20 protein-coding genes and 1 tRNA gene are annotated in these 20,469 nt (G+C 62.7%); 10 read left to right on the top strand and 11 right to left on the bottom strand.

Annotated elements, in window-relative coordinates:
* Nucleotides 1-108: 108 nt before the first annotated feature.
* The 5 genes from JQ558_RS09730 to rpmH form a co-directional block, all read right to left on the bottom strand.
* Nucleotides 109-480 (bottom strand): DUF423 domain-containing protein, encoded by a 372-nt coding sequence (locus JQ558_RS09730; RefSeq protein WP_212275110.1) that lies wholly within the window; start codon nt 478-480, stop codon nt 109-111.
* Nucleotides 480-1,130: a ribosome biogenesis GTP-binding protein YihA/YsxC gene (gene yihA / locus JQ558_RS09725; RefSeq protein ID WP_212209327.1), complete on the bottom strand. Its 651-nt coding sequence runs from the start codon at nt 1,128-1,130 to the stop codon at nt 480-482. Before yihA ends, JQ558_RS09730 begins: the two co-directional genes overlap by 1 nt.
* Before the next feature lie 176 nt (nt 1,131-1,306).
* The gene (yidC, locus tag JQ558_RS09720) at nt 1,307-3,184 is read right to left on the bottom strand and encodes a membrane protein insertase YidC (protein WP_212293503.1); all 1,878 of its coding nucleotides are present in this window, start codon (nt 3,182-3,184) and stop codon (nt 1,307-1,309) included.
* 15 nt (nt 3,185-3,199) lie between these two features.
* Nucleotides 3,200-3,640 (bottom strand): ribonuclease P protein component, encoded by a 441-nt coding sequence (gene rnpA / locus JQ558_RS09715; protein WP_212209329.1) that lies wholly within the window; start codon nt 3,638-3,640, stop codon nt 3,200-3,202.
* 25 nt (nt 3,641-3,665) lie between these two features.
* On the bottom strand, nt 3,666-3,800 hold the full coding sequence (gene rpmH, locus JQ558_RS09710; RefSeq protein ID WP_006609582.1) for a 50S ribosomal protein L34: 135 nt from the start codon (nt 3,798-3,800) through the stop codon (nt 3,666-3,668).
* 439 nt (nt 3,801-4,239) lie between these two features.
* Between rpmH and JQ558_RS09705 the strand changes: the two genes are divergently transcribed.
* Nucleotides 4,240-5,718, top strand: coding sequence for a HAMP domain-containing sensor histidine kinase (locus JQ558_RS09705; protein WP_312014711.1), 1,479 nt, complete (start codon nt 4,240-4,242; stop codon nt 5,716-5,718).
* Between the two features lie 188 nt (nt 5,719-5,906).
* Nucleotides 5,907-5,983, top strand: a tRNA-Arg gene (locus JQ558_RS09700).
* Between the two features lie 168 nt (nt 5,984-6,151).
* Here JQ558_RS09700 and JQ558_RS09695 read toward each other — a convergent pair.
* Both JQ558_RS09695 and JQ558_RS09690 read right to left on the bottom strand, forming a co-directional pair.
* Nucleotides 6,152-9,388, bottom strand: a complete 3,237-nt coding sequence (locus JQ558_RS09695) for a triacylglycerol lipase (RefSeq protein WP_212293502.1) — start codon at nt 9,386-9,388, stop codon at nt 6,152-6,154.
* A gap of 117 nt (nt 9,389-9,505) precedes the next feature.
* Nucleotides 9,506-9,892: a hypothetical protein gene (locus JQ558_RS09690; protein ID WP_212293501.1), complete on the bottom strand. Its 387-nt coding sequence runs from the start codon at nt 9,890-9,892 to the stop codon at nt 9,506-9,508.
* Nucleotides 9,893-10,126: 234 nt separating this feature from the next.
* On the opposite strand from JQ558_RS09690, the gene JQ558_RS09685 reads away from it, so the two are divergent.
* Nucleotides 10,127-10,480 (top strand): DUF2200 domain-containing protein, encoded by a 354-nt coding sequence (locus JQ558_RS09685; protein ID WP_212293500.1) that lies wholly within the window; start codon nt 10,127-10,129, stop codon nt 10,478-10,480.
* Between the two features lie 262 nt (nt 10,481-10,742).
* Here the strand turns inward: JQ558_RS09685 and JQ558_RS09680 are convergent, their stop codons facing one another.
* Both JQ558_RS09680 and JQ558_RS09675 read right to left on the bottom strand, forming a co-directional pair.
* Nucleotides 10,743-11,501, bottom strand: coding sequence for an SDR family oxidoreductase (locus JQ558_RS09680; RefSeq protein ID WP_212293499.1), 759 nt, complete (start codon nt 11,499-11,501; stop codon nt 10,743-10,745).
* 168 nt (nt 11,502-11,669) lie between these two features.
* Nucleotides 11,670-12,005, bottom strand: coding sequence for a DUF1127 domain-containing protein (locus JQ558_RS09675; RefSeq protein WP_212293498.1), 336 nt, complete (start codon nt 12,003-12,005; stop codon nt 11,670-11,672).
* Nucleotides 12,006-12,172: 167 nt separating this feature from the next.
* Between JQ558_RS09675 and JQ558_RS09670 the strand changes: the two genes are divergently transcribed.
* The gene (locus JQ558_RS09670) at nt 12,173-13,177 is read left to right on the top strand and encodes a YafY family protein (protein WP_212293497.1); all 1,005 of its coding nucleotides are present in this window, start codon (nt 12,173-12,175) and stop codon (nt 13,175-13,177) included.
* 56 nt (nt 13,178-13,233) lie between these two features.
* Here the strand turns inward: JQ558_RS09670 and JQ558_RS09665 are convergent, their stop codons facing one another.
* Nucleotides 13,234-13,791, bottom strand: coding sequence for a nuclear transport factor 2 family protein (locus tag JQ558_RS09665; RefSeq protein WP_409410500.1), 558 nt, complete (start codon nt 13,789-13,791; stop codon nt 13,234-13,236).
* A 138-nt stretch (nt 13,792-13,929) separates the two neighbouring features.
* On the opposite strand from JQ558_RS09665, the gene JQ558_RS09660 reads away from it, so the two are divergent.
* Nucleotides 13,930-14,613 carry a helix-turn-helix domain-containing protein gene (locus JQ558_RS09660; RefSeq protein WP_212293496.1) on the top strand — a complete coding sequence of 228 codons (684 nt, stop codon included), beginning with the start codon at nt 13,930-13,932 and terminating at the stop codon, nt 14,611-14,613.
* Nucleotides 14,614-14,615: 2 nt separating this feature from the next.
* Nucleotides 14,616-15,059, top strand: coding sequence for a cupin domain-containing protein (locus JQ558_RS09655; RefSeq protein ID WP_212209338.1), 444 nt, complete (start codon nt 14,616-14,618; stop codon nt 15,057-15,059).
* Nucleotides 15,060-15,171: 112 nt separating this feature from the next.
* On the opposite strand, the gene JQ558_RS09650 is transcribed toward JQ558_RS09655, so the two are convergent.
* A complete protein-coding gene (locus tag JQ558_RS09650; RefSeq protein ID WP_212293495.1) occupies nt 15,172-16,338 on the bottom strand; it encodes a S9 family peptidase in 1,167 nt (388 codons plus the stop codon).
* 248 nt (nt 16,339-16,586) lie between these two features.
* On the opposite strand from JQ558_RS09650, the gene JQ558_RS09645 reads away from it, so the two are divergent.
* From JQ558_RS09645 to JQ558_RS09630, 4 genes are all read left to right on the top strand, one after another.
* Complete coding sequence (locus JQ558_RS09645) at nt 16,587-17,189, top strand: isochorismatase family protein (protein WP_212275101.1); 603 nt, start codon at nt 16,587-16,589, stop codon at nt 17,187-17,189.
* A 92-nt stretch (nt 17,190-17,281) separates the two neighbouring features.
* Complete coding sequence (locus tag JQ558_RS09640) at nt 17,282-17,833, top strand: FAD-binding oxidoreductase (RefSeq protein ID WP_212293494.1); 552 nt, start codon at nt 17,282-17,284, stop codon at nt 17,831-17,833.
* Nucleotides 17,834-17,951: 118 nt separating this feature from the next.
* Nucleotides 17,952-19,043: a patatin-like phospholipase family protein gene (locus JQ558_RS09635; RefSeq protein ID WP_212293493.1), complete on the top strand. Its 1,092-nt coding sequence runs from the start codon at nt 17,952-17,954 to the stop codon at nt 19,041-19,043.
* Between the two features lie 101 nt (nt 19,044-19,144).
* On the top strand, nt 19,145-20,377 hold the full coding sequence (locus JQ558_RS09630; RefSeq protein WP_212275098.1) for a rhodanese-like domain-containing protein: 1,233 nt from the start codon (nt 19,145-19,147) through the stop codon (nt 20,375-20,377).
* The last annotated feature ends 92 nt before the right edge of the window (nt 20,378-20,469 follow it).

The raw sequence follows: 20,469 nt of genomic DNA, 5'->3' as shown, positions 1-20,469 counted from the left end.
ATTTCCAGATGTCGGGCCGGGTTCTAGCTGATTGGCGGGCAGCGCGCAAAGTGGGCGTGCAATTCCGTAGCCCGGATTTCGCTTGGCTTCACGCAGGCTAAAAGGTGGTTACCGGGGCCTCGGCCACGCCGCAGCCACGGCGACCGCCAGCCAACTCAGAATCAACAACGTCCCGCCGGTTGGCGCGGCCATCGGAAACAGGCCGTGTCCGGCGTATTGCCGCAGCGTCAGGTCGCCGGCGAACAGGCCGGCCGCGATGACGAAGCCGAAGGCGGCCACGATGCCGATTCTGATATGGATGAGGTCACGTTCGGCCAACGCCACCGCAGCGAGAACGGCGGTGGCATGGAACAGCAACATCGATGACGCCGACGCCAGCCGCGACGCGTCGGCCTGATGCGCGGAGGCCGCCGCCAGCATCACGCCATCGGCGCCCATGATGGCGGCCAGCACGATCAGGATGCGACAGGCGCGTGACATCAGCTGCGCTCACCGAGCAGACGCACCATCGCCGCGCGCAATTCCGGCATGCCGCTGCCATCGCGCGAGGAGGTCACCAGCACGTCCGGAAACGCGGCGGGATGTTTGGCGAGCGCGGCTGTGGTCTCTTCGATGTGCTTTTCGAGCTCTGTGCGCTTGACCTGATCGGCCTTGGTCAGCACCACCTGATAGCTCACGGCGGATTTATCGAGCGTCTTCAGCACGTCCTGGTCGACGTCCTTGATGCCGTGGCGGGCATCGATCAGCACATAGACCCGCGCCAGCGTGGCGCGCCCCTGCAGGAATTGATGGATCAGCTTGGTCCAGGACGCGACCTTGGCCTTCGGCGCCGAGGCGTAGCCATAGCCGGGCATGTCGACCAGGCGCAGCCCGGCGTTCTCAGGGCCTTCGAAGAAGATCAGTTCCTGGGTGCGTCCGGGCGTGTGCGAGGTGCGCGCCAGCGCGTTGCGGCCGGTCAGCGCGTTGATGAGGCTCGATTTGCCGACATTGGAACGGCCGGCAAACGCCACCTCCACGCTGGCCATCGGCGGCAGCGTTTCGATCGACGGCGAGGCCCAGACGAACTGCCATTCGCCGGCGAACAGTTTTCGTCCCTCTTCGATCAGCTTCGCATCAGTTTCCGCGGTCATGCGAAGGTTTCCCGTTCTTCGTCATGGCCGGGCTTGTCCCGGCCATCCACGTCTTCTCTTTTCGCGGGTCCCAAAGACGTGGATGCCCGGCACGTCTAGCGCGAAGACGCGCTTCGCGCTTCTGGCCGGGCATGACGAGTTGGGAGTATCCGCGTCCAACAACCAGATGCCGGTCGTCAGCTCTTCTGCTCGGCCTTCTTGACGAACGTCGCCTTGAGATTGTCGAACAACTCAACCTTCACGCCGTTCTTGCGCATGATGAAGCCCTGCTGCAGCACCGACAGCAGGTTGTTCCAGGCCCAGTAGATCACGAGACCTGCCGGGAAGCCCGCCAGCATGAAGGTGAAGATCAGCGGCATCCAGTCGAAGATCATCTTCTGGGTCGGATCCGGCGGCGTCGGGTTGAGCTTCATCTGGATCCACATCGTGATGCCCATGATGATCGGCCAAACGCCGAGCATCAGATACGGGCCGACATGCGGTCCGAGCACCATGGGATCCCACGGGATCAGCCCGAACAGATTGAAGATCGTGGTCGGATCGGGCGCCGAGAGGTCCTTGATCCAGCCGTAGAACGGCGCGTGGCGCATTTCGATGGTGACGAACAGCACCTTGTAGAGCGAGAAGAAAACCGGGATCTGCAACAGGACGGGAAGACAACCGGCGACCGGGTTGATCTTCTCCTTCTTGTAGATCTCCATCATCTCCTGTTGCTGCTTCTGGCGGTCGTCGGGATAGCGCTCCTTCAGTGCGGCCAGTTGCGGCTGCACCGATTTCATCTTGGCCATCGAGGCGTAGGATTTGTTGGCGAGCGGGAAGAACAAGAGCTTCACCAGCACCGTCACCAGCAGGATCGAGACGCCGAAATTGCCGACCAAATGGAAGAAGTAATCCAGCGCCAGGAACATCGGCTTGGTGATGAAGTAGAACCAGCCCCAGTCGATCAACAGGTCGAAATGGTTGAGCTCGAGCTGCTTGTTGTAGCCGCCGTGGCCGGCGAAGGGAAAGTTGATGCCGACGACGTTGGCTTCCTTGGCGCCGGCGAACAGCCGCGCGTTGGTGCTGCCGGTGCCGCCGATCGCGACGGTCTGCGGATCCTGCAAATAGTCGGTCTGATAACGGACCTTGGCGCCCGGTTCGGCGAGGAAGCGGGCTTTCAGGCGCGCCGACGTGTCAGGCAACAGCGCCGCAGCCCAGTACTTGTCGGTGATGCCGAGCCAGCCATTGGTGACATTGAACTCGAAGCCTCGGCCGCCACTGCCCAGCACCGGCGCCTCGGCGACGGCCTTGTACCCGTGCTCCTGCAGGCCCTTGTCGCCGAGATAGCCGATCAGGCCTTCATGCAGGATGTAATAGCCCGAGACCTCAGGCGTGCCGTGACGAGAGATGAGGGCGAACGGATAGAGCGTGACCGGCGCGGTGCCGACATTGGTGACATCGTCCTTGACGCTGAACAGATAGCGGTCGTCGATCGAAATGGTGCGGCGGAAGGTGAGGCCTTCGCCATTGTCCCATTTCAGCGTCACCGGGTGGGTCGGTGACAGCGCGCCGGAGCCTTCCTGCTGCCACACCGTATCGCGGTCGGGAAGCCGTGCCGTCGAGCCTGCGGCCCCGACCCAGCCGAACTCGGCATAATATGGATGAGCGGTGTTCGACGGAGAGAACAGCACGATCGCAGGCGATTTGGGGTCGACGGTGTCGCGGTATTGCACCAATGCGAGATCGTCGATGCGGGCGCCCTTTAATGCGATGCTGCCCGTCACCCGCGGCGTGTCGATCTTGACGCGCGGGCTTGCGGCAATCGCGGCCTCGCGGCTGATGACGGGCGCGGCCACGCCCGGCTGGGCGGGTGTGGTGGCGGACGGCGCCGAACCTGGCGTCGGCGTGGTGGTGGAGCCCGGCGCTGTCTGCGGCGAGGATTTTGCGAGCTCGGCCTGGGTCTGCGATTGCAGGCGCTGCCGTTCCATCTGCGGCGCGTTGTAGAAATATTGCCACGCGATCAGCACGAGGCCGGACAGAATGACGGCGAGGATGGTGTTGCGATTGTCGGTCATCGTTTCAAGGTCTCGTCATTCAACTCGGGTTCCGGCTCGCGCCGTCGTCTTTATCTTGGTGTCTTTGGACGCGTTGTCTTGACGCGAACCGGTAGCGCCTTCGTTCGGAAGCGCTTTGGCCACTTTTGCCGGCTGCCGGTCGAGGCGAAGCAGCGCCTGGCGAAGGTCGTCGAGCATGGTCGTAAAGTCGCGGTGCAGCGCCGCGCGCCGCCCGACTAGCACATAATCATGGTGCGGTCGCATCGGTATGACGTCCAGCCGCTTCACCAGTTCGCGAAGCCTGCGCCGGATACGATTACGCTCGGTAGCGGTACCGTTCTTTTTGGTAACGGTAAAACCGATCCGGATCGGGCCATCATCGTCGCGGCAGCGTCCCTGCACCACGAAGGCGGCGCTGTTGGCTCGCGCGCCATTGGCAACGGCGAGGAAGTCCGCCCGCTGCCTTAGCCGATCCATAATAAGGTCTCCGGAGACGTCCGGCTCAGGCGCTCAGACGCTTGCGGCCACGCGCACGGCGCGCAGCGAGAACCTTGCGGCCGCCGGTCGTGGCGAGACGGGCGCGGAAGCCGTGACGGCGCTTGCGCACCAGCTTGCTGGGTTGATAAGTCCGCTTCACGGGTAGTTCTCCGCTAACCTGGCAAGCTGCCGCTGAATTGCAAACTGCCGCTGAATTGATGGTAAGTCCGGTAATGCTGGCCGGCCCAAGACGGGCCATTGACGGCCCCAAATGAGCCGCCCCCGGAAAGAACCGGGCCATAGCGGACAATTGCGCGGCTTATACGGGAGCGACCTGTTTTCGTCAATGTTGCGCGGTGCCACAATCGGGCTTCTTTGAAATGGCACAATTGGGGCGAATATTATTGTTTTCGCGGGGTTTTTAGGGACGGGACGGCAGCTCGCCCCAGTCATCGGAACCGGCGGACATTAGCGATCGGTAATTTGACCGGTCCGTGGCCGGAACGCATCCTCGCAAATCAGCGTGCGGGCGGCGGCAATGAGGCCGATCCTAAGGTCCGATCCTGCGCGTCAAACAAGGTTATCAAGGCGGATATTTCGTGTCAGCGACCGACGACCAGCCGACCATTGAAGCGCCGCGGCCCACGACGCCGCGCCGGCTCGGCCTGTCCGGCAAGCTGCTGCTGCTGACCATTCCCCTCGTCATGATCGCCGGCCTGATGATCTACGTGCCCGCGATCGCGAATTTCCGGATCAACCGCCTGAACGACCGCATTGCCGCGGCGAGCACCGCGGCGCTGGTGCTGGACGCCGCCCCCTCGGGCATGGTCCCTGAATCGCTGGCGCGGCAGATTTTGAAGAGCGTCGGCGCCCGCGCGGTCGCCATCAAGATGGGGCAGCAGCGCCGCCTGCTCGCCAGCGCCGATTTGCCGACGGCGATCGACCATGACATCGACATGCGGACCATCACGGTATGGTCCGCCATCGTCGATTCCATCGAAACCATGCTGGAGACGGATAATCATGTGATCCGCGTGGTGGGGCCTGCGCCCGGCGGCGGGCAATTCATCGAGGTCGTCGTCGACGAGGCGCCGCTGCGGCAGGCGATGTACCGCTTCTCGCGCAACACGCTCCTGGTCTCGTTGGCGATCGCCATGCTGACGGCGGCGCTGGTCTATTTCGCCATGCATCATCTGTTCGTACGGCCGATGCGGCGGCTGACCGCGAACCTGGTCGGTTTCCATGAAAACCCGGAAAGTTCGGCGCGAATCATCGTGCCGAGCCAGCGCGGCGACGAGATCGGGGTCGTGGAGCGCGAATTGTCCGACATGCAGCGCGACCTGGTGTCGATGCTGCATCAAAAGAGCCGGCTCGCCGCGCTCGGCCTTGCGGTCTCCAAGATCAACCATGATTTGCGCAATCTTCTGGCGTCGTCGCAATTATTGTCGGACCAGCTCGCCAGCGTGCCCGATCCGCGGGTGCAGCGCTTTGCGCCAAAGCTGATGCGTTCGCTGGAGCGCGCCATCGATTTCTGCCAGTCGACGCTCTCCTACGGCCGCGTGCAGGAAGCTGCCCCCGACCGCCGCATGATCCTGATCGAGCCCGTGGTGGCCGAAGTGCGCGAATCCGCAGGCATTGCCGCCGACGCCTCGATCGCCTGGGTCAGCGCGATCGAACGCGGCCTCACTGTGGACGCCGATCCTGATCAGCTGTTCCGCGTGCTGCTCAATTTGGTGCGCAACGCCGCGCAGGCGCTGGAGTCCCGTCCGAAGGACGATGCGGCGGCGCTGCAGATCCGCATCACCGGCCGCCGCGAAGGCGCGGTCGCGATCATCGAGGTTTCCGATACCGGCCCCGGCGTGCCGGCGCGGGCGCGCGAGCATTTGTTCGAGGCCTTCCAGACCTCCGGCCGGCCCGGCGGCAGCGGGCTTGGCCTCGCCATCGCCGCCGAACTGGTTCGCGCCCATGGCGGCGATATCCATCTGGTCGAAGGCACCATCGGCGCCACCTTCCGGATCTCGATTCCCGACCGCCCGGTGGAACTGCAAAGCGTCCGCAACGAGCGGGCACGGGCGTAAATCACGCTATTTGCTGCCTTTTGTGACCGATCTGGCCGGTTTGCCCCGGCCAAATCGTTTGCCAGAACCCGCGTTCCGGAGCTTGCCAATCGGACGCGGAGCGGGTAGCTAAAGCGCTCTTTCGCGACGTTTCCGACACCATTCGGATGCATCGGGGCGACTAGCCCACGATGGCCCTAGCGAAAAACGCGCCCGTAGCTCAGCTGGATAGAGCACCAGACTACGAATCTGGGGGTCAGGAGTTCGAATCTCTTCGGGCGCGCCATTTCGGAATACGCCATTGACGCCAACGTGCGCTGATCGAGCGTCTCACAATCTCAGTGCTACGGCGAAGCAGTAGTGCCCCATCTTCATCGAGCGCGGGGCGCCATTTTGCTACCACTCCAGAACAAGATGGGCACCAGGGGGCAGCTTTCGAGCTTCGACCGTCGCGTCAGTTCAGCCGGAAGCCGGGTGGGCGCGGTGAGCGCAAGGCCGCCTTCAGGACCGCATCAGCGTATCGCGCGGCGCTTCGGATTTCCGATTCGAGGATGGTCAGATAAGCGGACACAGCCCCCTCGTTGAACCGGTCGACCATGTTGTTCGTCGCGGCCGCGAGGCGATACTCGCCGATGTCGGCATATAGCCGGGCAATGTCCGACTTTCCATAGACGAAGAAATCATCGATCGATCCGTCGCTCGATTTGCGGAACAGGGCAGGATCGTTATCGTCCACCAGGTCGAAGGACCCGTCGAGAAACCGCTTGGCCTGCGCGGGAGCGCGTTTGGCCAGGGCATCCGCAATGCCGAGATAGAAGTCGAGCATCTGGGTGCCGGAGGCCGGCGATTGCTTCGGCAGCACTGCGTCGAGAAGTTTTGTGGACTGCTTTTCATGCCCGAGCCACGTCCAGGCCAGCGCCAAGCTGGCCCATCCGCACCTGGCGTCGGCGATGTCCATTTTGCCGGCTGTCGTAGGATCGATGAACTGCGGCTGTTTGAGCTCGTAATCGGTCCGAAGCGTGACCAGCCGCTTCACCTCCTCACGGTCGCGCGGCGTGAGTTCGTCCAGCCGGCGATTCATCGCCAGCATCTTCCCTCCATATCCGCTGCCTATCGCGGCGACGTCTTCGCGGCAGATCGGGGACTGCTGCTCAGCTCCTGATTTCCAGACATCGGATGTCCACCACGACAAACGGTCCTCCTCGGCAGATGGGATCGGAGGTTCGCTCCGCGTATCCGGCGACGCCGGCTCGCTTGCCCGTCGAAGGCAGAGCTGCAGGTACGCGATCCGGCTGTCCAGCGGAGAGAGACAGGACGGCAGGTCACTGCCGTACCGGCTGCCGTAATTGGAGATTTCCGTAAGCAGCGCATGTGCCGGCGTCGCTGGACTATACGTAAGCTCGCGCTGCTGCATGTCTTTGAAGATGGGAGTGAGATTTTTCCGGTCTTCCTCGCAACGGATCATCGCATTGGCTGCGCCAAGAACCTCTGATTTGCAGGACTTCAACTCGGAACCCGGAAGGGCCTTGATAACTTGACGCAGAACCGTCGAAGGAAGCGAGAAGTAGTTTCGGTAATCGTGGCTTTGTCCCGCCACATAGTCCTCAATCGGCGCATCCAGACAGTCTCGCAGCTTGCTCGGAATGCTATTGGTCGGGACTCCGTCGGGAGACTCACGCGCCCAATCTCTGACTCCGTCACAGAACGACGAATTAACCGCGGCGAAGCGCTCCGCCAGTTCGAAGGCTCCCGCATGCAGCATCACGCGTACGAGATACTCCGGCGACCAGGTATCCCGGCTCGCCTTTGACACCATCTCCTCGAGTTGCTTCTCCGGGATTCGGTGAAAGCCGTTTCCCGCTGCCCGTCCGCCAGCAGCCGCGTGCGCCAGGAGATATGCGGTCACTTCATGCTTGTTCCGGCCCTCCAGGCAGGAGGGTCCCCTCTTCGCGCAAAAGTCGCTGCGAAGGAGAAGAGCGAGATCGGCCGCCGAGCCTTTCGCGCCAATGGCGAAGGCGATGTCCTGCAGTCGCTCAAGCCTGGCGTTCACGCCCATGTATCGGATCATGTCGTCGAGTTTCAGTGCGGTGGATATCGCCATCTCGGTGCGGTCGAGCAGCACCCAGTGGATCAGAATTTTGTCGAGCCCCTGCATGAGGCGAAGCGATGTGGCTCGCGCCTCGAACAGGCTCGTGTAGATTCGGTCGATCTGGAACGCGTTCGTGTATGGCCAGAGCCAAGCCCGTTCGATGGCTACAGTGGAGATGGACGCGGCAGCGCAAACCGCGGCCGCCGCGCCGGTCAGCGCCAGGTACAGATATCGTGGCCGGAACAGCCGCTGCTTGCGACTTGCCGGCCCCGCTGATGCCGCGGAAGAGGTCGGCCCCGCCGCCCCGGCAACGCCGCCGCTCTCGATTATCCTCTGCGCAACGATCGCGGCGACGCCGTATCCCGGCTCGAAGTAGGCCGTGTGAATCACCTCTCTCCAGGAGAGCGCGCTGCTGAACGCAGACACGGGCGAGGTTCCCTCGCCGATCGCCGCAAGCCGGCTGCGGATGTTTCGTGCGGTGCCTGCCGCCGAGGAGTCCGCCAGGGTGGAGAGCTTGGCGAGAAAGTCCGGCGAACCCTCTTTCCAACAAGAGAGGAGTTCGGGAGGCGCACGGTCGCAGCGGATCAGGTACTCGCCCGCGACATCATTCCCCTGGGCGACCTGCTTCGCGGTCTCCCACAGGAACTGGTCCAGCAGCGGAGCTACGATCCTGTTGTAGAACGGCGCGGCGATCAGCGATACCACCGCAGTTGCTGCGGTGCCGAGCGTGATGGGCGGGCGGGCCGGCCTCCTGTCGGCAGGCCCTTCCTCGCGCGCGGTCTCGAATTTCCCCGCTTCCCGAACGCCGAGCCCTGCCTTCAATCGAGGCATGAACGGCTCCGCTGGCTGTATGACTGACGCGCGGAGGGCGTTGATCGGCTCGTCTTCTGGATGCGCCAGCGGGAGCCACCGCTCGCCCAGGAAAACAGCGTCGTGCGCCGAGATCTGTCGCGAGCGGCCATGCACTCGCCTCCACAGCTGGAGCGCGAACACCACGAGCGAATAGGCCACGAGCGCAACCACTACCGCACCGCCCGCAAGCATGCCGACCAGAGCGAGGGGCGGTACATCGCGAACGATGCGTCCAAGCTCGGTTGCATAGATGCCAGGTAACGAGCCGAGCAGGAGGTAGGCCATGCCAACCGTGAAGAGCGAAAGGAAGAGGAATAGCACCAGGTAGAACGCACCCCTGTCGCCGAAGGTCAGGAAGGGGGTGCCAACGGTGGTCCAGCTTCGCAGCGATCGCGGCCGCCCATCCCGAAGCATGCGTCGCATCGCGTGCCAAATGACCGACCCGCCATGGCTGTGGCCGACGAGGTGAAAGGGGATACGTCTGCCTTCCAGATCCTTCAGCCGCTCGGCGAGAGTCTGGCCGGCGATTCGCCGTTCACGCTCGGAGTTGGCGCCCGACCAGACGAAGGCCTCCAGCCGGAAGTGCCGATCCGCATTGTCCGAGGCTTGCCTGGAGAGTTCGGTCAGTATTTCCTGTGCGAAGGCGCTCTCCGGCTGCCACCAGCGCTCCTGACCCTTCGGGCCGCGCTGCGACGCGCCTGTTCCATGGACGAGGATCACAAGTTCGTCGCAGCCTGCCCCCATTGCCATCCCCGTTCGAGTAGCCGGAGTGATCTCACGCAGCTTGAGGATGCATCACAACGGCTTCACTGTCTATGTTGGAGGCAGTCTGATTGCTACTTGCAAGTTGCAGTCGCGTGCTCACCGTCAGTCGGGCGAGCCGGAAAGGCCTTCGCGCCCGGGATCGCCTCCACCCAGGTCTTCGCCTTGCACGCCCGTCGGCGCCGATGCGCCGCGGGATCGAATGACGATCGCGATGATGTCGACCTCGACCTTGAGCAGGTCGAGGTCGCGCGTCATCTCGCGCAATTCCTGACCCTTGCGGGCAATCTCCTCCGAGACGTCGATAGCCATGTTGCGCTCGGTGACCCCGCCCGAACTGCCGGTGAACATTTTGGCCTTGATCCAATCCAGCCGCGCCCGGTGTGTATCGCGGGTGAATTTCTTTTCGACGAATTGTCGCCGGCTTTCGACATAGGCGGCCAGCAACTCCACGTCGGACATTTTGTACAGAGCGTCGGCTGAAAGGCTCATGGTACCGTGCTGAGGCAGTTGAGATCATGACCTCGCCAGGCGGACGCGCCGCCCCGGCCATGTTGTTCGGAACCTTGTCCCCAGAATATTGACCCGCCAGCGCTCAACCAAGTGGAATCTTCGCCGTATCATGCAGGAATTCCGAAGCGCTGGAGGAATTGGCGATGGGATTATGGTGGCAGTGCACCTAATCTCATAGGAGCGCGCGTCGACTCGGCAGGCGGAAACGGCAACATGGCGAAACACCGGATCTATACAACGAGCTTTGCAAGCGTCTATCCCCTGTACATTGCCAAGGCAGAGAAAAAAGGACGCACAAAAGCGGAAATCGATCAGATCATCGCGTGGTTGACGGGTTATCGTGGTGAAAAGTTGAAAGCGCAACTGGAAAAGAAAACGGACTTTGAAACCTTCTTTGCAAAGGCCCCTCGGCTGAACCCTTCACGAACCCTGATCACAGGCACCGTCTGCGGCGTCCGCGTCGAGGAAATCTCCGAACCAACCATGCGCGAAATCCGTTACCTGGACAAACTCGTCGATGAACTCGCAAAGGGGAAAGCGATGGAGAAGATTCTGCGGAAGCCGTAAACGATTGTGATCTTCGGAGGCGCTGGGCTTCAAGCAACCACCAGGCCCGCGAAGAGTCCCGCGCTCGGATGGCACTGGCGCTGCCATGCCGAGGCCAAGCGTTTGATGGAGTTGGTCCAGGGGGCTGACGATCACTGACGCGCGACGTCAACTAGCACCTCGGACGGATCAGCCAAGCGCGATCCGCCGTCGCAGATTTGCCGATTGGCACGCGTTGCAGCGCTACCGCATCATAGGTCACCGGACGACGCGCGTGCGGCATCTATGTCAGTCGAACGGAGATGCCGCCATCCACGATCATCGGGCTTCCCGTCATGAAGGTCGACCGGTCGGACAGCAGGAAAAGGGCTGCCTGCGCCACCTCCTTCGCATTCGCCATTCGCTTCATGGGATGCAGATTTGCGATGAAATCCATCACCGGAAGATTTCCCTCGCCTCCGCTTGGCGTGATCGTGCCGCCCGGCAACAGCGAATTGACCCGGACGCCATCTGCGGCGTGGTCGGATGCCAGCGACTGCACCAGGCCGATCAACCCGGCCTTGGACGCCGCATAGGCTCCCATTCCCGGCATTCCCCCATTACTGAAGCCGACAAAGGAAGACGTGAAGACGATCGAGCCGTGCCCTTGCTTCTTCATGACCGGTATCTGGGCTTTCGCGGCCAGGAACGCGCTTGTCAGATTGACCGAAATGACATCGTTCCAATTGGCGATCCCCATCTCCACGACCGGTCCCATCTCTCCCACGATGCCTGCATTATTGAATGCGCCATCCAACCCACCGAACTCCCTCATGGCGAGATCGACGAGAGCATTGGCGTAGTTTTCATCCCTTACATCGCCGGGAAGGAATACAGCCCTGCCATCGCTTTGATTGATCTTGCCAGCAAGCGTTTCCAGCTCCGCCGATCGGCGCGCGCCAAGGACCACATTGGCCCCCTCGGCTGCGAACAGCAAAGCCGCTGCCGCGCCGATCCCGCTGCTTGCGCCAGTGACGATGATTGATTTGTTTTTCAGTTCCATGACGAGCGCTCCAGAAGGTTATGTCAGGGCGCTCTAACAGTTGGGTACGCAGCACAGCCACCCATTTCCCGTCCTCAAAGCAACCGGTATTGGCGACATCGCAGGAAATGGATCGTGCCAACCTGCCGATGAAACCAACCCATCACGGATGAACAAAGGTTACGCTTCTCAATTTCGCCAATCGCGAGGGGTTCGCCAGAATGATTGGCTTGCCTCGTAGTAGACAGTGCCGGCATCGAGGCCGATGTCGCGGAGCATCCGCTCGTCGAGGCTGGCGAGTTCGCGGCGCGCCATGCTGCGGCGGCGCCACACGCGCAACGTGGCGACGATCGAGCCCAGGATCAGGCTCCAGCTCGCGGGCGGCGTCACCACCGGGTGAGAGGGAGCCGCGGCTGCTGATTCGTGCGTGACCAATGTCCGCGGGGTCGAGCGTTGCGCCGGGACTCGGTCCAGGAGTCTGGGCGCGATGATCGGCTGACGGCGTTCTGACACCAATGTCGACATGATCGTCTCCTGTTCTCTGTGTTGCGGCCATTCGAAGGGATATCTTCGTAATTTCAGTGTGTTCTGCCGTATCTCGCCAGCCCGTGACGGCGTCGGCGATTGCTGTTCTGATTATGCGCCGCCATACCTGACAAGATGTGTCAGGTATTTTCTGCTAGGCTGCGGAAATGCGCGCGAGCCGGCTGTTGTCGATCCTGTTGCTTCTGCAAGCCCGCGGCCGGATGACGGCCGAAGAGCTGGCGAGCGAGTTCGAGGTTTCGGTTCGCACCATCTATCGCGACGTTGATCAGCTCAGCGCCGCGGACGTGCCGATCTATGCGGATCGCGGCCCGAGCGGCGGATTTCAATTGCTCGACGGCTACCGCACCAAGCTCACGGGCCTGTCGCCCGCCGAGGCCGAGACGTTGTCGCTCGCCGGCCTGCCGGGACCGGCGGCGCAACTCGGGCTCGCCGACGTGCTCACCGCGGCCCAACTGAAATTGAGCGCGGCATTGCCCGAACGGTCGCGCGCGACCGCAGGCCGCGTCGCCGCACGCTTCCACCTCGATCCCGTTGGCTGGTTCCGCGGTGCCGATGACGCAAGGCTGCTGCCGGCAATCGCCAACGCGGTGTGGAACGAGAAGTGCCTCGACGTGCACTACCGGCGCGCCGAGGGCGCGGTTGAACGCCGGCTGCAGCCGCTCGGTCTCGTGCTCAAGGCGGGCATCTGGTATCTCGTCGCGCAGGTCGGCGATCAGCCGCGCACCTATCGCGTCTCCAATTTCATCGATCTTGCCGTGACCGAGGAGTCGTTCGACCGGCGGAAGGATTTCGACCTGGCGCGCTTCTGGGTCACCTCGTCACGCGCGTTCGAAACCAGCGTCTATCATTCCAACGCCACGCTGCGCGTGACGGCGCGCGGCCTCGCCAGGCTCGACGCGCTCGGCTCACGCGTCGCTCAGGCGGCCGCCGAGACGGCAACGCCTGTTGATGCTGGCGGTTGGTTTGGCGTCACGATCCCGATCGAGTCGTTTGAGCGGGCCGCGTCCGACCTGATCGCGCTCGGCGCCGACATCGAGGTCGTCGAACCCCCGGGACTGCGCGAGCGGCTGGTCGCAACGGTGCAGGCGCTGGTCCGCCTCTACGCGCCCGTGCAGCCGACGGAGCGCCGGCCGCGACCACGCAAGCGCTGAAGGCTGCACCGCACCTCGATGGGCTGAGCCCCCGGTCGCAGTTTCTCGCAAGGTCCTCAGGTGATCCCGTGTTGCTTCAGAACGGCTTGTTCATCCCCCGATACCCATCCAAATATCTTTGGCGCGTCTTCAAGCTGCTGCACCAGGTAGTGGACCTCAAAATCAATGGAAATATCCGGTTCGCTGCCTCGGTCGTAGATCCCGGTCCAGGCGACGTGCGCCAGGCAGTGGTGCTCGTCGATAGGTGCGATATGGACATTGCGAAGTCGCATGTCCTTTGTACCAATTCGGCGATAGTTTTCGAATCCCTGCAGCATCACCTGCTTCAGGTGCTCGTCATTCTGGCCGACGCTGACGCCAGCCGGAGACGCCGCGACGAACGCGGCGGCGTATGAGGATGCCACCTTGTCCATGTCGATTTCATCCGCGAGCGCCATTCGGAACAGGTTCTCGTAGCGCTCAAACAACTCCCTCACGCTATTCTCCATATGGAGGCCTCCCGAAGATTGCAGCCGTAGCAATTTTGGCGGGTCCATGATGCAAGCTGCGGCCTCCCGCTGTTGAACGGCCAGACATCCTTGCGTTCCCAGCGGCAACGCAGTTGTGAGCTTCATCAACGGGGATCGCGATGCCGGGTTGCGATTGGCGGTGCATCAACGACAGGCGCCGCCACTGCGGTTTGTTAGGATCGAAAATTGCTTGTGAAGCAATTTTTATTGACAATAAGGCAAATACAGGAAATGCTCCATGCCATGAAAATCCAGGACGAAGCCTTGGTGAGGCTGGGCGGCCGCATCCGCGCGTTGCGCGAGGGGCGCGGCATGAAACTGAAGCAATTGGCCGACGCCACCGGGCTCTCGGATGCGTTCGTGTCGCGTCTGGAACGGGGCCAGGTCTCCAGCTCCGTCGCCAACCTGATCCAGATTGCAGAGGCGCTCGACATCGGCGTCAGTGAACTGTTCGCCGATCCGCCGGACCGGCTTCGCAGCGATATCACCGTGCATCGCCACGGCGACGGCGGCGAAGACCAGAGTATTCCGAGCACCGGCTATCGCTGGCGGCTGTTTGCCGGCGGCATGCCGAACGATGACCTCGAGGTCTTTCATCTATCGTTCCCGCGCAAGAACCGGATGGATCTGATGGTGTCGCATCCGGGGCAGGAATATTGCTACGTGCTCTCCGGTCGCGTCCGCTTTCATGTCGGCGCGGAAATCTTTGAGCTTGCGGCGGGCGAAGGCATCTTCCTCAATTCCGAACTGCCGCACCGCGCCGACAATATCGGCGACGATGAAGCGCGGATATTGATGGTGGTCGCCAAATCCTCGCACGCCAAATCCTCCGAACATTTCGACTGGTGGCGCGTGGCCGGTGCCGCGGCCCCGACGAGATCCAGCACGCGGAAAACCAGCAAAAGCAAAATCAGCCAGGGAGAATGACGATGCAACCAGCGTCCAATGCAGCCGGCGGCAAGCATTTGCCGTACGAGGCCAAGCACATCAACGATTTCGAGTGGGAGACCATCCGTTGGCCGGGCGAAACCGGCAAGATGCTGTTTCACCCGCGGCCGGAACGGCCGACCGAACCAAACGCCGGAATTCTGCGGCTGGAGCCCGGTGCCCATCATCCGATTCACAATCACGATTTCGCGCAGGTCTGGTACATCCTGTCAGGCGAATTCAGGATCGACGACGTCATCTACACTGCCGGCACGATGATCTTTCATCCCGATCCGCATTTCGAAGGCAAGTTCGAGACGGCGACGGGCGGCGATATCCTGATCGTGCAATATCCGGGACCAACCACCGGCGGCAGACCCATTTATGCTGGCCGCTTCAACATGGAAAAACGCCGCGATATCTCCGAGGAGCGAACCGATCTCTGATCGCGGCTGATTGCAGCGGCGCGCAGAAAGACGTGATCGTCGCGCGTGACGTCACATGCGCAGCGCGCCGCAAGCTCCAACGGTGATGTCGATGCCGCGACGGCCGCGCCCTTCAGTTCGGCGTCGCCACGATATCGAAATTCTTCATCGCCGGATTGCAGGCCATCTTGGCCGCCTTCTCGCAGCTATCCAAAGCGGATCTCTGCGCGGGTTCAAGCCCGCCGGTGCTTGCGGAATAGCTTGGGACGCCATTCGGCGCGCGGACCAGCACTTTTGGGGTGTAGAGCGAGAAGTATCCCTCGAGCCAGGGTCGGCGGGTCGCCGGCATATTATATTTCCGCATCAAGGCATCGAGCTGTTGCGCACTCCAGGTCGGCAGGTTCTGCGCGCGCAGGAAGGGATCGAGCGCCGCCAGCCAATGCTGCCGCCCTGCCGGAAGTTCGAAGATGTTGTGACCGCCGGCCGGTTGCAGCGACGGAGCGATTTTCAAGGTGGCGACGCCGCCTTGTGCAACATAGGCCGCATGCACCTTGCGTGCGGCGTCGGGCCCGAAATTGCCGTCGTTCTCCGAATAGACCCACAGCGTCGGCGTCCTTGTCTGGCTGCCGAACGACGCCAGCGCCGCGATCGGCATATCCTGCGGACAGGCGAGCTGCCCCTGGGCGTCGGTGAGCCGCATGGCGCCGGCGAGATTCACGACCGCTTTCAGCCCCGGGGTATTGCGAGCCGCAAGCGCGAGCGCGGCGCCGCCTCCCACGGAGCCGCCGATCGCGATCACCTGCGTCGCATCGGCATCGCCGCGTCCGGCCACGACGCGCAGCGCGCGCTCGAGATCATCGGCCTCCACCGAGAAATAGCGGCGCAGGTCGGCATCATTGCATCTGGCATAGGCCGCATTGGTGGGTTGGCCCGTCGTCCCGCCCGACACCCCGTAACCTCGCCGCACCACGGCGACAGCGAGATAGCCGCGATAGGCGAGGTCGCGGGCTTGCGGCGCCATCAACGGGGCGCGCATGTTCACGAGTTCGGACGGCAGCCGAGGCTTGCCATGCGTGAGCAAAGCCACCGGCAGCCGTCCCTTCGCGGCGGCCAGCCGTACGATCAAGGCTTCCAGCCGGTAGTTTCCACCCGGCGCGCGAATATCGAGGAAGGTGATTTCTTCGAGCAGGGCCGGGTGGTCCGATGGCGAGGCAGGCCCGGCTTGCGTCAGGCCGGGTGTAGAAGCCGCCATGGTCGTGATCAGCGCCATCGCCGCCGCGATCGTTGAAATGAACTTCATCGTCGATCCTCCGCAGGCATATTGTGCAGTGTGACCTGAAAATGCAGTCACACATTCGGCCCGTGCCGATCGTGTCGCCGAATGATCAACCCCACTCATGCCACATAGAACCGTGATCTATCTCACCTAGCCGGCATGGAGCTGCGTCTACGGATGGGTCGCGTCATGCGCGAGCGCGATCGCCCGACTGCGGCATTCACGCAGCCCCGTCTCTGGCCAAACGGCGGCGGACGAACTATCGTCGCGGCATGTCAGCCCCTAAGCGCGTCCACGCCGATCGGTGTTGCGGCGCAATCATCGACTATCAGGATTTCTTTTTGGCGCAGCTCGAGCCGCGCAACCGCTCTCGCCTGCGCAAAAACATGCGCAACTTCGCGCGCCTTCTTGCGTATATGCGTATTCCGACGGTCGTCACACTCGAGCGACCAGTCCACCGCAAGGGCGCGGTGCCGCAGGATATCAAGGCGCCGCTCGGCAGCGCCGCAAAGGTTTTCGAGAAGGATTTCTTCGACCTCACCAAGGAGAAGCCGATCCGGGCCCATCTGAAACGGCTGAAGAAGACGCAAATCGTCGTTGCGGGTTGCGAGACCGATGTGTGCGTCCTGCAATCCTGCCTCGGCCTTCTCGAAATGGGTTTCGAGGTTTTCGCGGTCGAGGAACTGCTGTTCTCGTCGGCGCGTAATGTCGATGCTGCGCTGGTGAGGCTGAGGTCCGAGGGAGTGATCATCCTGTCCTACAAGACGCTGTTCTTTGAACTGATCGAGGCCGTGGCAGGTGCGCCACATGCCGAAAAGATGGTCGCGGCATTCGGCGAATTTCCTTCCGATCTCCCGGAGGAAGCCGTGTCTTGACGTGCAGTCGTCCCCGCGTGGCGGCGCTGTTGCCGCCCGGCGGCAGGCTGACGCTGATGGTGCGAATGCGAAATTCCCTGGTGGTGAAATAGATGTCGGACAAGAAAGTGGACGTGATCGTGCTCGGCGCGGGCATCGTCGGTGTGTCGGCGGCCTATGCCGCACAGCAGCAGGAGTTGTCGGTCGTGCTCGTCGACCGGCGTGAGCCCGGCAGCGGCGGTTACCATCGTGAGTTCAAGCCGAACCCGGCGCGCGCGTTGCGGCGTCCGATCCACGACGCCGACGGCAGTTTCCTGATGACGCCGATGGAGCAGGGCATTCGCGTCACCTCCGGCGTCGAACTCACCGACCATGATGCGCCTTCGTCCTACGCCCAGATCGATGCGGTGGAGCCGCTGGCGCGCGAGGTGGTCGAGTTCGGCGAGCAGGTCGGCGATACCTGGCGCGGGGCGCGGCCGACGCTGCCCGACAGCCTGCCGATGATCGGCCCCGCGCCGCGGCATGCCGGCCTGTGGCTGGCGTTCGGCAACCAGCACATCGGCTTCACCACGGGCCCTGCGACCGGCGCCGCGATCGCCGCCATGATCAAGGGAACACCGCCATCGTATGACGTCACAGCTTTTGCGCCGAGCCGTTACATCTGATGTGCCATGGCGCCTTTCCTCGGTATATCTATTGACCAGGGTCTGCTTGCGGATCCTGTGCTCGGGAGCCACATTTCTTCCTGACTGCTTGCGACACCATTGAAACTGGAGTTCTGCGATGGACGCGGCTTCGGGGCGCTTTTCGGCGGCAACGCCTGAGGCAGGGAATGCCGGCGACGGGCCGGCCCGCTCCAACCAGGTGAGGACGATCAATCTGGCGCTACAGGGTGGCGGTGCCCATGGCGCCTTTACCTGGGGCGTGCTCGACCGGCTGCTCGACGAAAAGGACGTTGCCTTCGAGGGATTGAGCGCGACGAGTGCCGGCGCGATGAATGCGGCGGTCTTTGCCTACGGGCTTTCCGTCGGCGGGCGCGAAGGGGCGCGCAAGGCGCTGACCGATTACTGGAAGCGTGTCAGCGACGCGGCGAGTTTGGGGCCGTTGCAACCAAGCCCGATCGACCGGCTGCTGGGGAACCACAGGCTGACCTGGTCGCCGGTCTTCTCGCTGCTCGGCTTCGTGACGCGCGTGCTGTCGCCCTATGAGTTCAACCCGTCGGACTATAATCCGTTGCGTGAAGTGGTCGAGCAATCGATCGATTTCGAGGTGCTGAAGCGCGCCGACTGTCCGGTCAAGCTGTTCCTGTCTGCGACCAACGTTCGTACCGGGAAGGTGAAGATCTTTTCGGGGGCTGAAATTTCCGCTTCGGCCGTGATGGCTTCGGCATGTGTTCCGACCATGTTTCACGCCGTCGAGATCGACGGTGAGGCCTATTGGGACGGCGGCTACATGGGAAATCCGGCGCTGTTCCCACTCATCTACAACTGCAAGAGCTCCGATATTGTCATCGTTCATATCAATCCGCTGTTCCGCAAGGAATTGCCGCATGCGGCAGTCGACATCCTGAACCGCATCAATGAGATCAGTTTCAATTCATCGCTGATGCGGGAGATGCGGGCGGTCAGCTTCATTACCAGGCTGGTCAAGCAAAACCACATCGTCGGCGGAGACGTCCGGCAGATCTTCATCCATAGCGTCGCCGATGATGAATTCATGGGGGCGCTCAGCCCGACCAGCAAATACAACGCCGATTGGGATTTTCTGGTTTTCCTTCGCGACCAGGGCCGGAAATGCGCGAACGACTGGCTGACGAGCCATTTCGTCAAGCTCGGCGTCGAATCGTCGGTCAATATCGACGAAGTGTATCTCTAGATATGCAATGTGCCGAAGGGTGGCGCGTCGTTATTTGCTGGTGAATTATTCGCGGCGTTGTGCGATGACGGCAGCAACGCCACCTCCAGACCCGCCACGCCATGACCCCACCCACCGTCACACCCTCGCAAATACGCACCGCGCTTCTGCTGCGCGATGAAATCGCGTTGCTCGATCTGCGGCATGAGGCGGCTTTCGCCACCGGCCATCCGCTGTTTGCCGCCAACATGGCGGCCGGCCGCATCGCGCTCGAAGCCGAGACGCGGCTGCCGCGCAAGGACGTGCCGATCGTGGTGTACGACGCGGGCGAAGGCCTCGTCCCGCAGGCGATCGATCGGTTCAAAGCGCTGGGATACACCAACGTCCGCGCGCTCGAAGGCGGGCTGCAGGGCTGGCAGGCGGCGGGCTATGAGCTGTTCCAGGACGTCAATTCCTACGCCAAGGCGTTTGGGGAACTGGTGGAGCATCGCCGCCACACGCCGTCGCTTGGGGCGGAAGAAGTCGCCGCCTTGATTGCGCGCAAGGCCAATATCAGGATTCTCGACGTTCGCCGCTTCGATGAATACGCGACCATGAATATCCCGGGCTCGATCAGCGTGCCCGGTGGCGAACTGGTGCTGCGTGCCGGCGAGGCGGCGCCGGATCCCGAAACCACCATCGTCGTCAATTGCGCCGGCCGCACCCGCTCGATCATCGGCACCCAGTCGCTGATCAATGCCGGCGTCGCCAATAAAGTGGTGGCGCTGCGCAACGGCACCATCGGCTGGACATTGGCAAAGCAGGATCTGGAGCACGGCTCTGGCCGTCGTGGTGCGATCGGCGCTTCCGAGAATGCAAAAGCCAATGCGCGCGATGTCGCCTATCGCGCCGGCGTCCGCCGTGTCGGCCCGGAAGAGGCGCGGGCGATGGCGGCACAGACCAGCCGCACCCTCTATCGCTTCGACGTCCGCGATGCCGAGGAATATGCCGCCGGTCACCTCCCGGGCTTCCGCCATTACGCCGGTGGGCAGCTGGTGCAGGAGATCGACATGGCCGCGCCGGTGCGCGGCGCGCGGATGCTTCTGTCCGACAATCTCGGCGTCCGCGCCGACATGACCGCGTCCTGGCTCGCGCAGATGGGATGGGAAACCTATGTGCTCGATGGCGGCTATGACGTCGCGCTCGAAGTCGGGCCGCCGGTGGTCCTGCCAAAGCCCGATCCGTCGCACCGCTACCGGCGTCCCTATGAGGGCACCGATGCCTCGACCGCTGCAATGCAGGCCTATCTCGATTGGGAATATGGCCTGGTCGACCAGCTCCGGCGCGACGCCAGCCATGGTTTCTTCGTGATTTGAATGGCTACCTCGTAATTTGATGCCGAAGGCGACGGCACAGTCCTTGTCGGCGTGATAGTCTTGGCCTTGCTGGGCGCCGCGAGGTGAGTCGA

Origin of the sequence: Bradyrhizobium sp. AUGA SZCCT0160 (genome assembly GCF_018130105.1) — a bacterium.
In the GTDB taxonomy this organism is placed as follows: Bacteria; Pseudomonadota; Alphaproteobacteria; order Rhizobiales; family Xanthobacteraceae; genus Bradyrhizobium.
This window is presented reverse-complemented; position numbering and strand designations above follow the sequence as displayed.

What these genes read in the sequence shown, in the direction of transcription:
- JQ558_RS09730 (WP_212275110.1), bottom strand. Translation starts at nt 480, where the DNA reads ATGTCACGCGCCTGTCGCATCCTGATCGTGCTGGCCGCCATCATGGGC.
- yihA (WP_212209327.1), bottom strand. Translation starts at nt 1,130, where the DNA reads ATGACCGCGGAAACTGATGCGAAGCTGATCGAAGAGGGACGAAAACTG.
- yidC (WP_212293503.1), bottom strand. Translation starts at nt 3,184, where the DNA reads ATGACCGACAATCGCAACACCATCCTCGCCGTCATTCTGTCCGGCCTC.
- rnpA (WP_212209329.1), bottom strand. Translation starts at nt 3,640, where the DNA reads ATGGATCGGCTAAGGCAGCGGGCGGACTTCCTCGCCGTTGCCAATGGC.
- JQ558_RS09695 (WP_212293502.1), bottom strand. Translation starts at nt 9,388, where the DNA reads ATGGCAATGGGGGCAGGCTGCGACGAACTTGTGATCCTCGTCCATGGA.
- JQ558_RS09690 (WP_212293501.1), bottom strand. Translation starts at nt 9,892, where the DNA reads ATGAGCCTTTCAGCCGACGCTCTGTACAAAATGTCCGACGTGGAGTTG.
- JQ558_RS09685 (WP_212293500.1), top strand. Translation starts at nt 10,127, where the DNA reads ATGGCGAAACACCGGATCTATACAACGAGCTTTGCAAGCGTCTATCCC.
- JQ558_RS09680 (WP_212293499.1), bottom strand. Translation starts at nt 11,501, where the DNA reads ATGGAACTGAAAAACAAATCAATCATCGTCACTGGCGCAAGCAGCGGG.
- JQ558_RS09675 (WP_212293498.1), bottom strand. Translation starts at nt 12,005, where the DNA reads ATGTCGACATTGGTGTCAGAACGCCGTCAGCCGATCATCGCGCCCAGA.
- JQ558_RS09670 (WP_212293497.1), top strand. Translation starts at nt 12,173, where the DNA reads ATGCGCGCGAGCCGGCTGTTGTCGATCCTGTTGCTTCTGCAAGCCCGC.
- JQ558_RS09665 (WP_409410500.1), bottom strand. Translation starts at nt 13,791, where the DNA reads ATGAAGCTCACAACTGCGTTGCCGCTGGGAACGCAAGGATGTCTGGCC.
- JQ558_RS09660 (WP_212293496.1), top strand. Translation starts at nt 13,930, where the DNA reads ATGAAAATCCAGGACGAAGCCTTGGTGAGGCTGGGCGGCCGCATCCGC.
- JQ558_RS09655 (WP_212209338.1), top strand. Translation starts at nt 14,616, where the DNA reads ATGCAACCAGCGTCCAATGCAGCCGGCGGCAAGCATTTGCCGTACGAG.
- JQ558_RS09650 (WP_212293495.1), bottom strand. Translation starts at nt 16,338, where the DNA reads ATGAAGTTCATTTCAACGATCGCGGCGGCGATGGCGCTGATCACGACC.
- JQ558_RS09645 (WP_212275101.1), top strand. Translation starts at nt 16,587, where the DNA reads ATGTCAGCCCCTAAGCGCGTCCACGCCGATCGGTGTTGCGGCGCAATC.
- JQ558_RS09640 (WP_212293494.1), top strand. Translation starts at nt 17,282, where the DNA reads ATGTCGGACAAGAAAGTGGACGTGATCGTGCTCGGCGCGGGCATCGTC.
- JQ558_RS09635 (WP_212293493.1), top strand. Translation starts at nt 17,952, where the DNA reads ATGGACGCGGCTTCGGGGCGCTTTTCGGCGGCAACGCCTGAGGCAGGG.
- JQ558_RS09630 (WP_212275098.1), top strand. Translation starts at nt 19,145, where the DNA reads ATGACCCCACCCACCGTCACACCCTCGCAAATACGCACCGCGCTTCTG.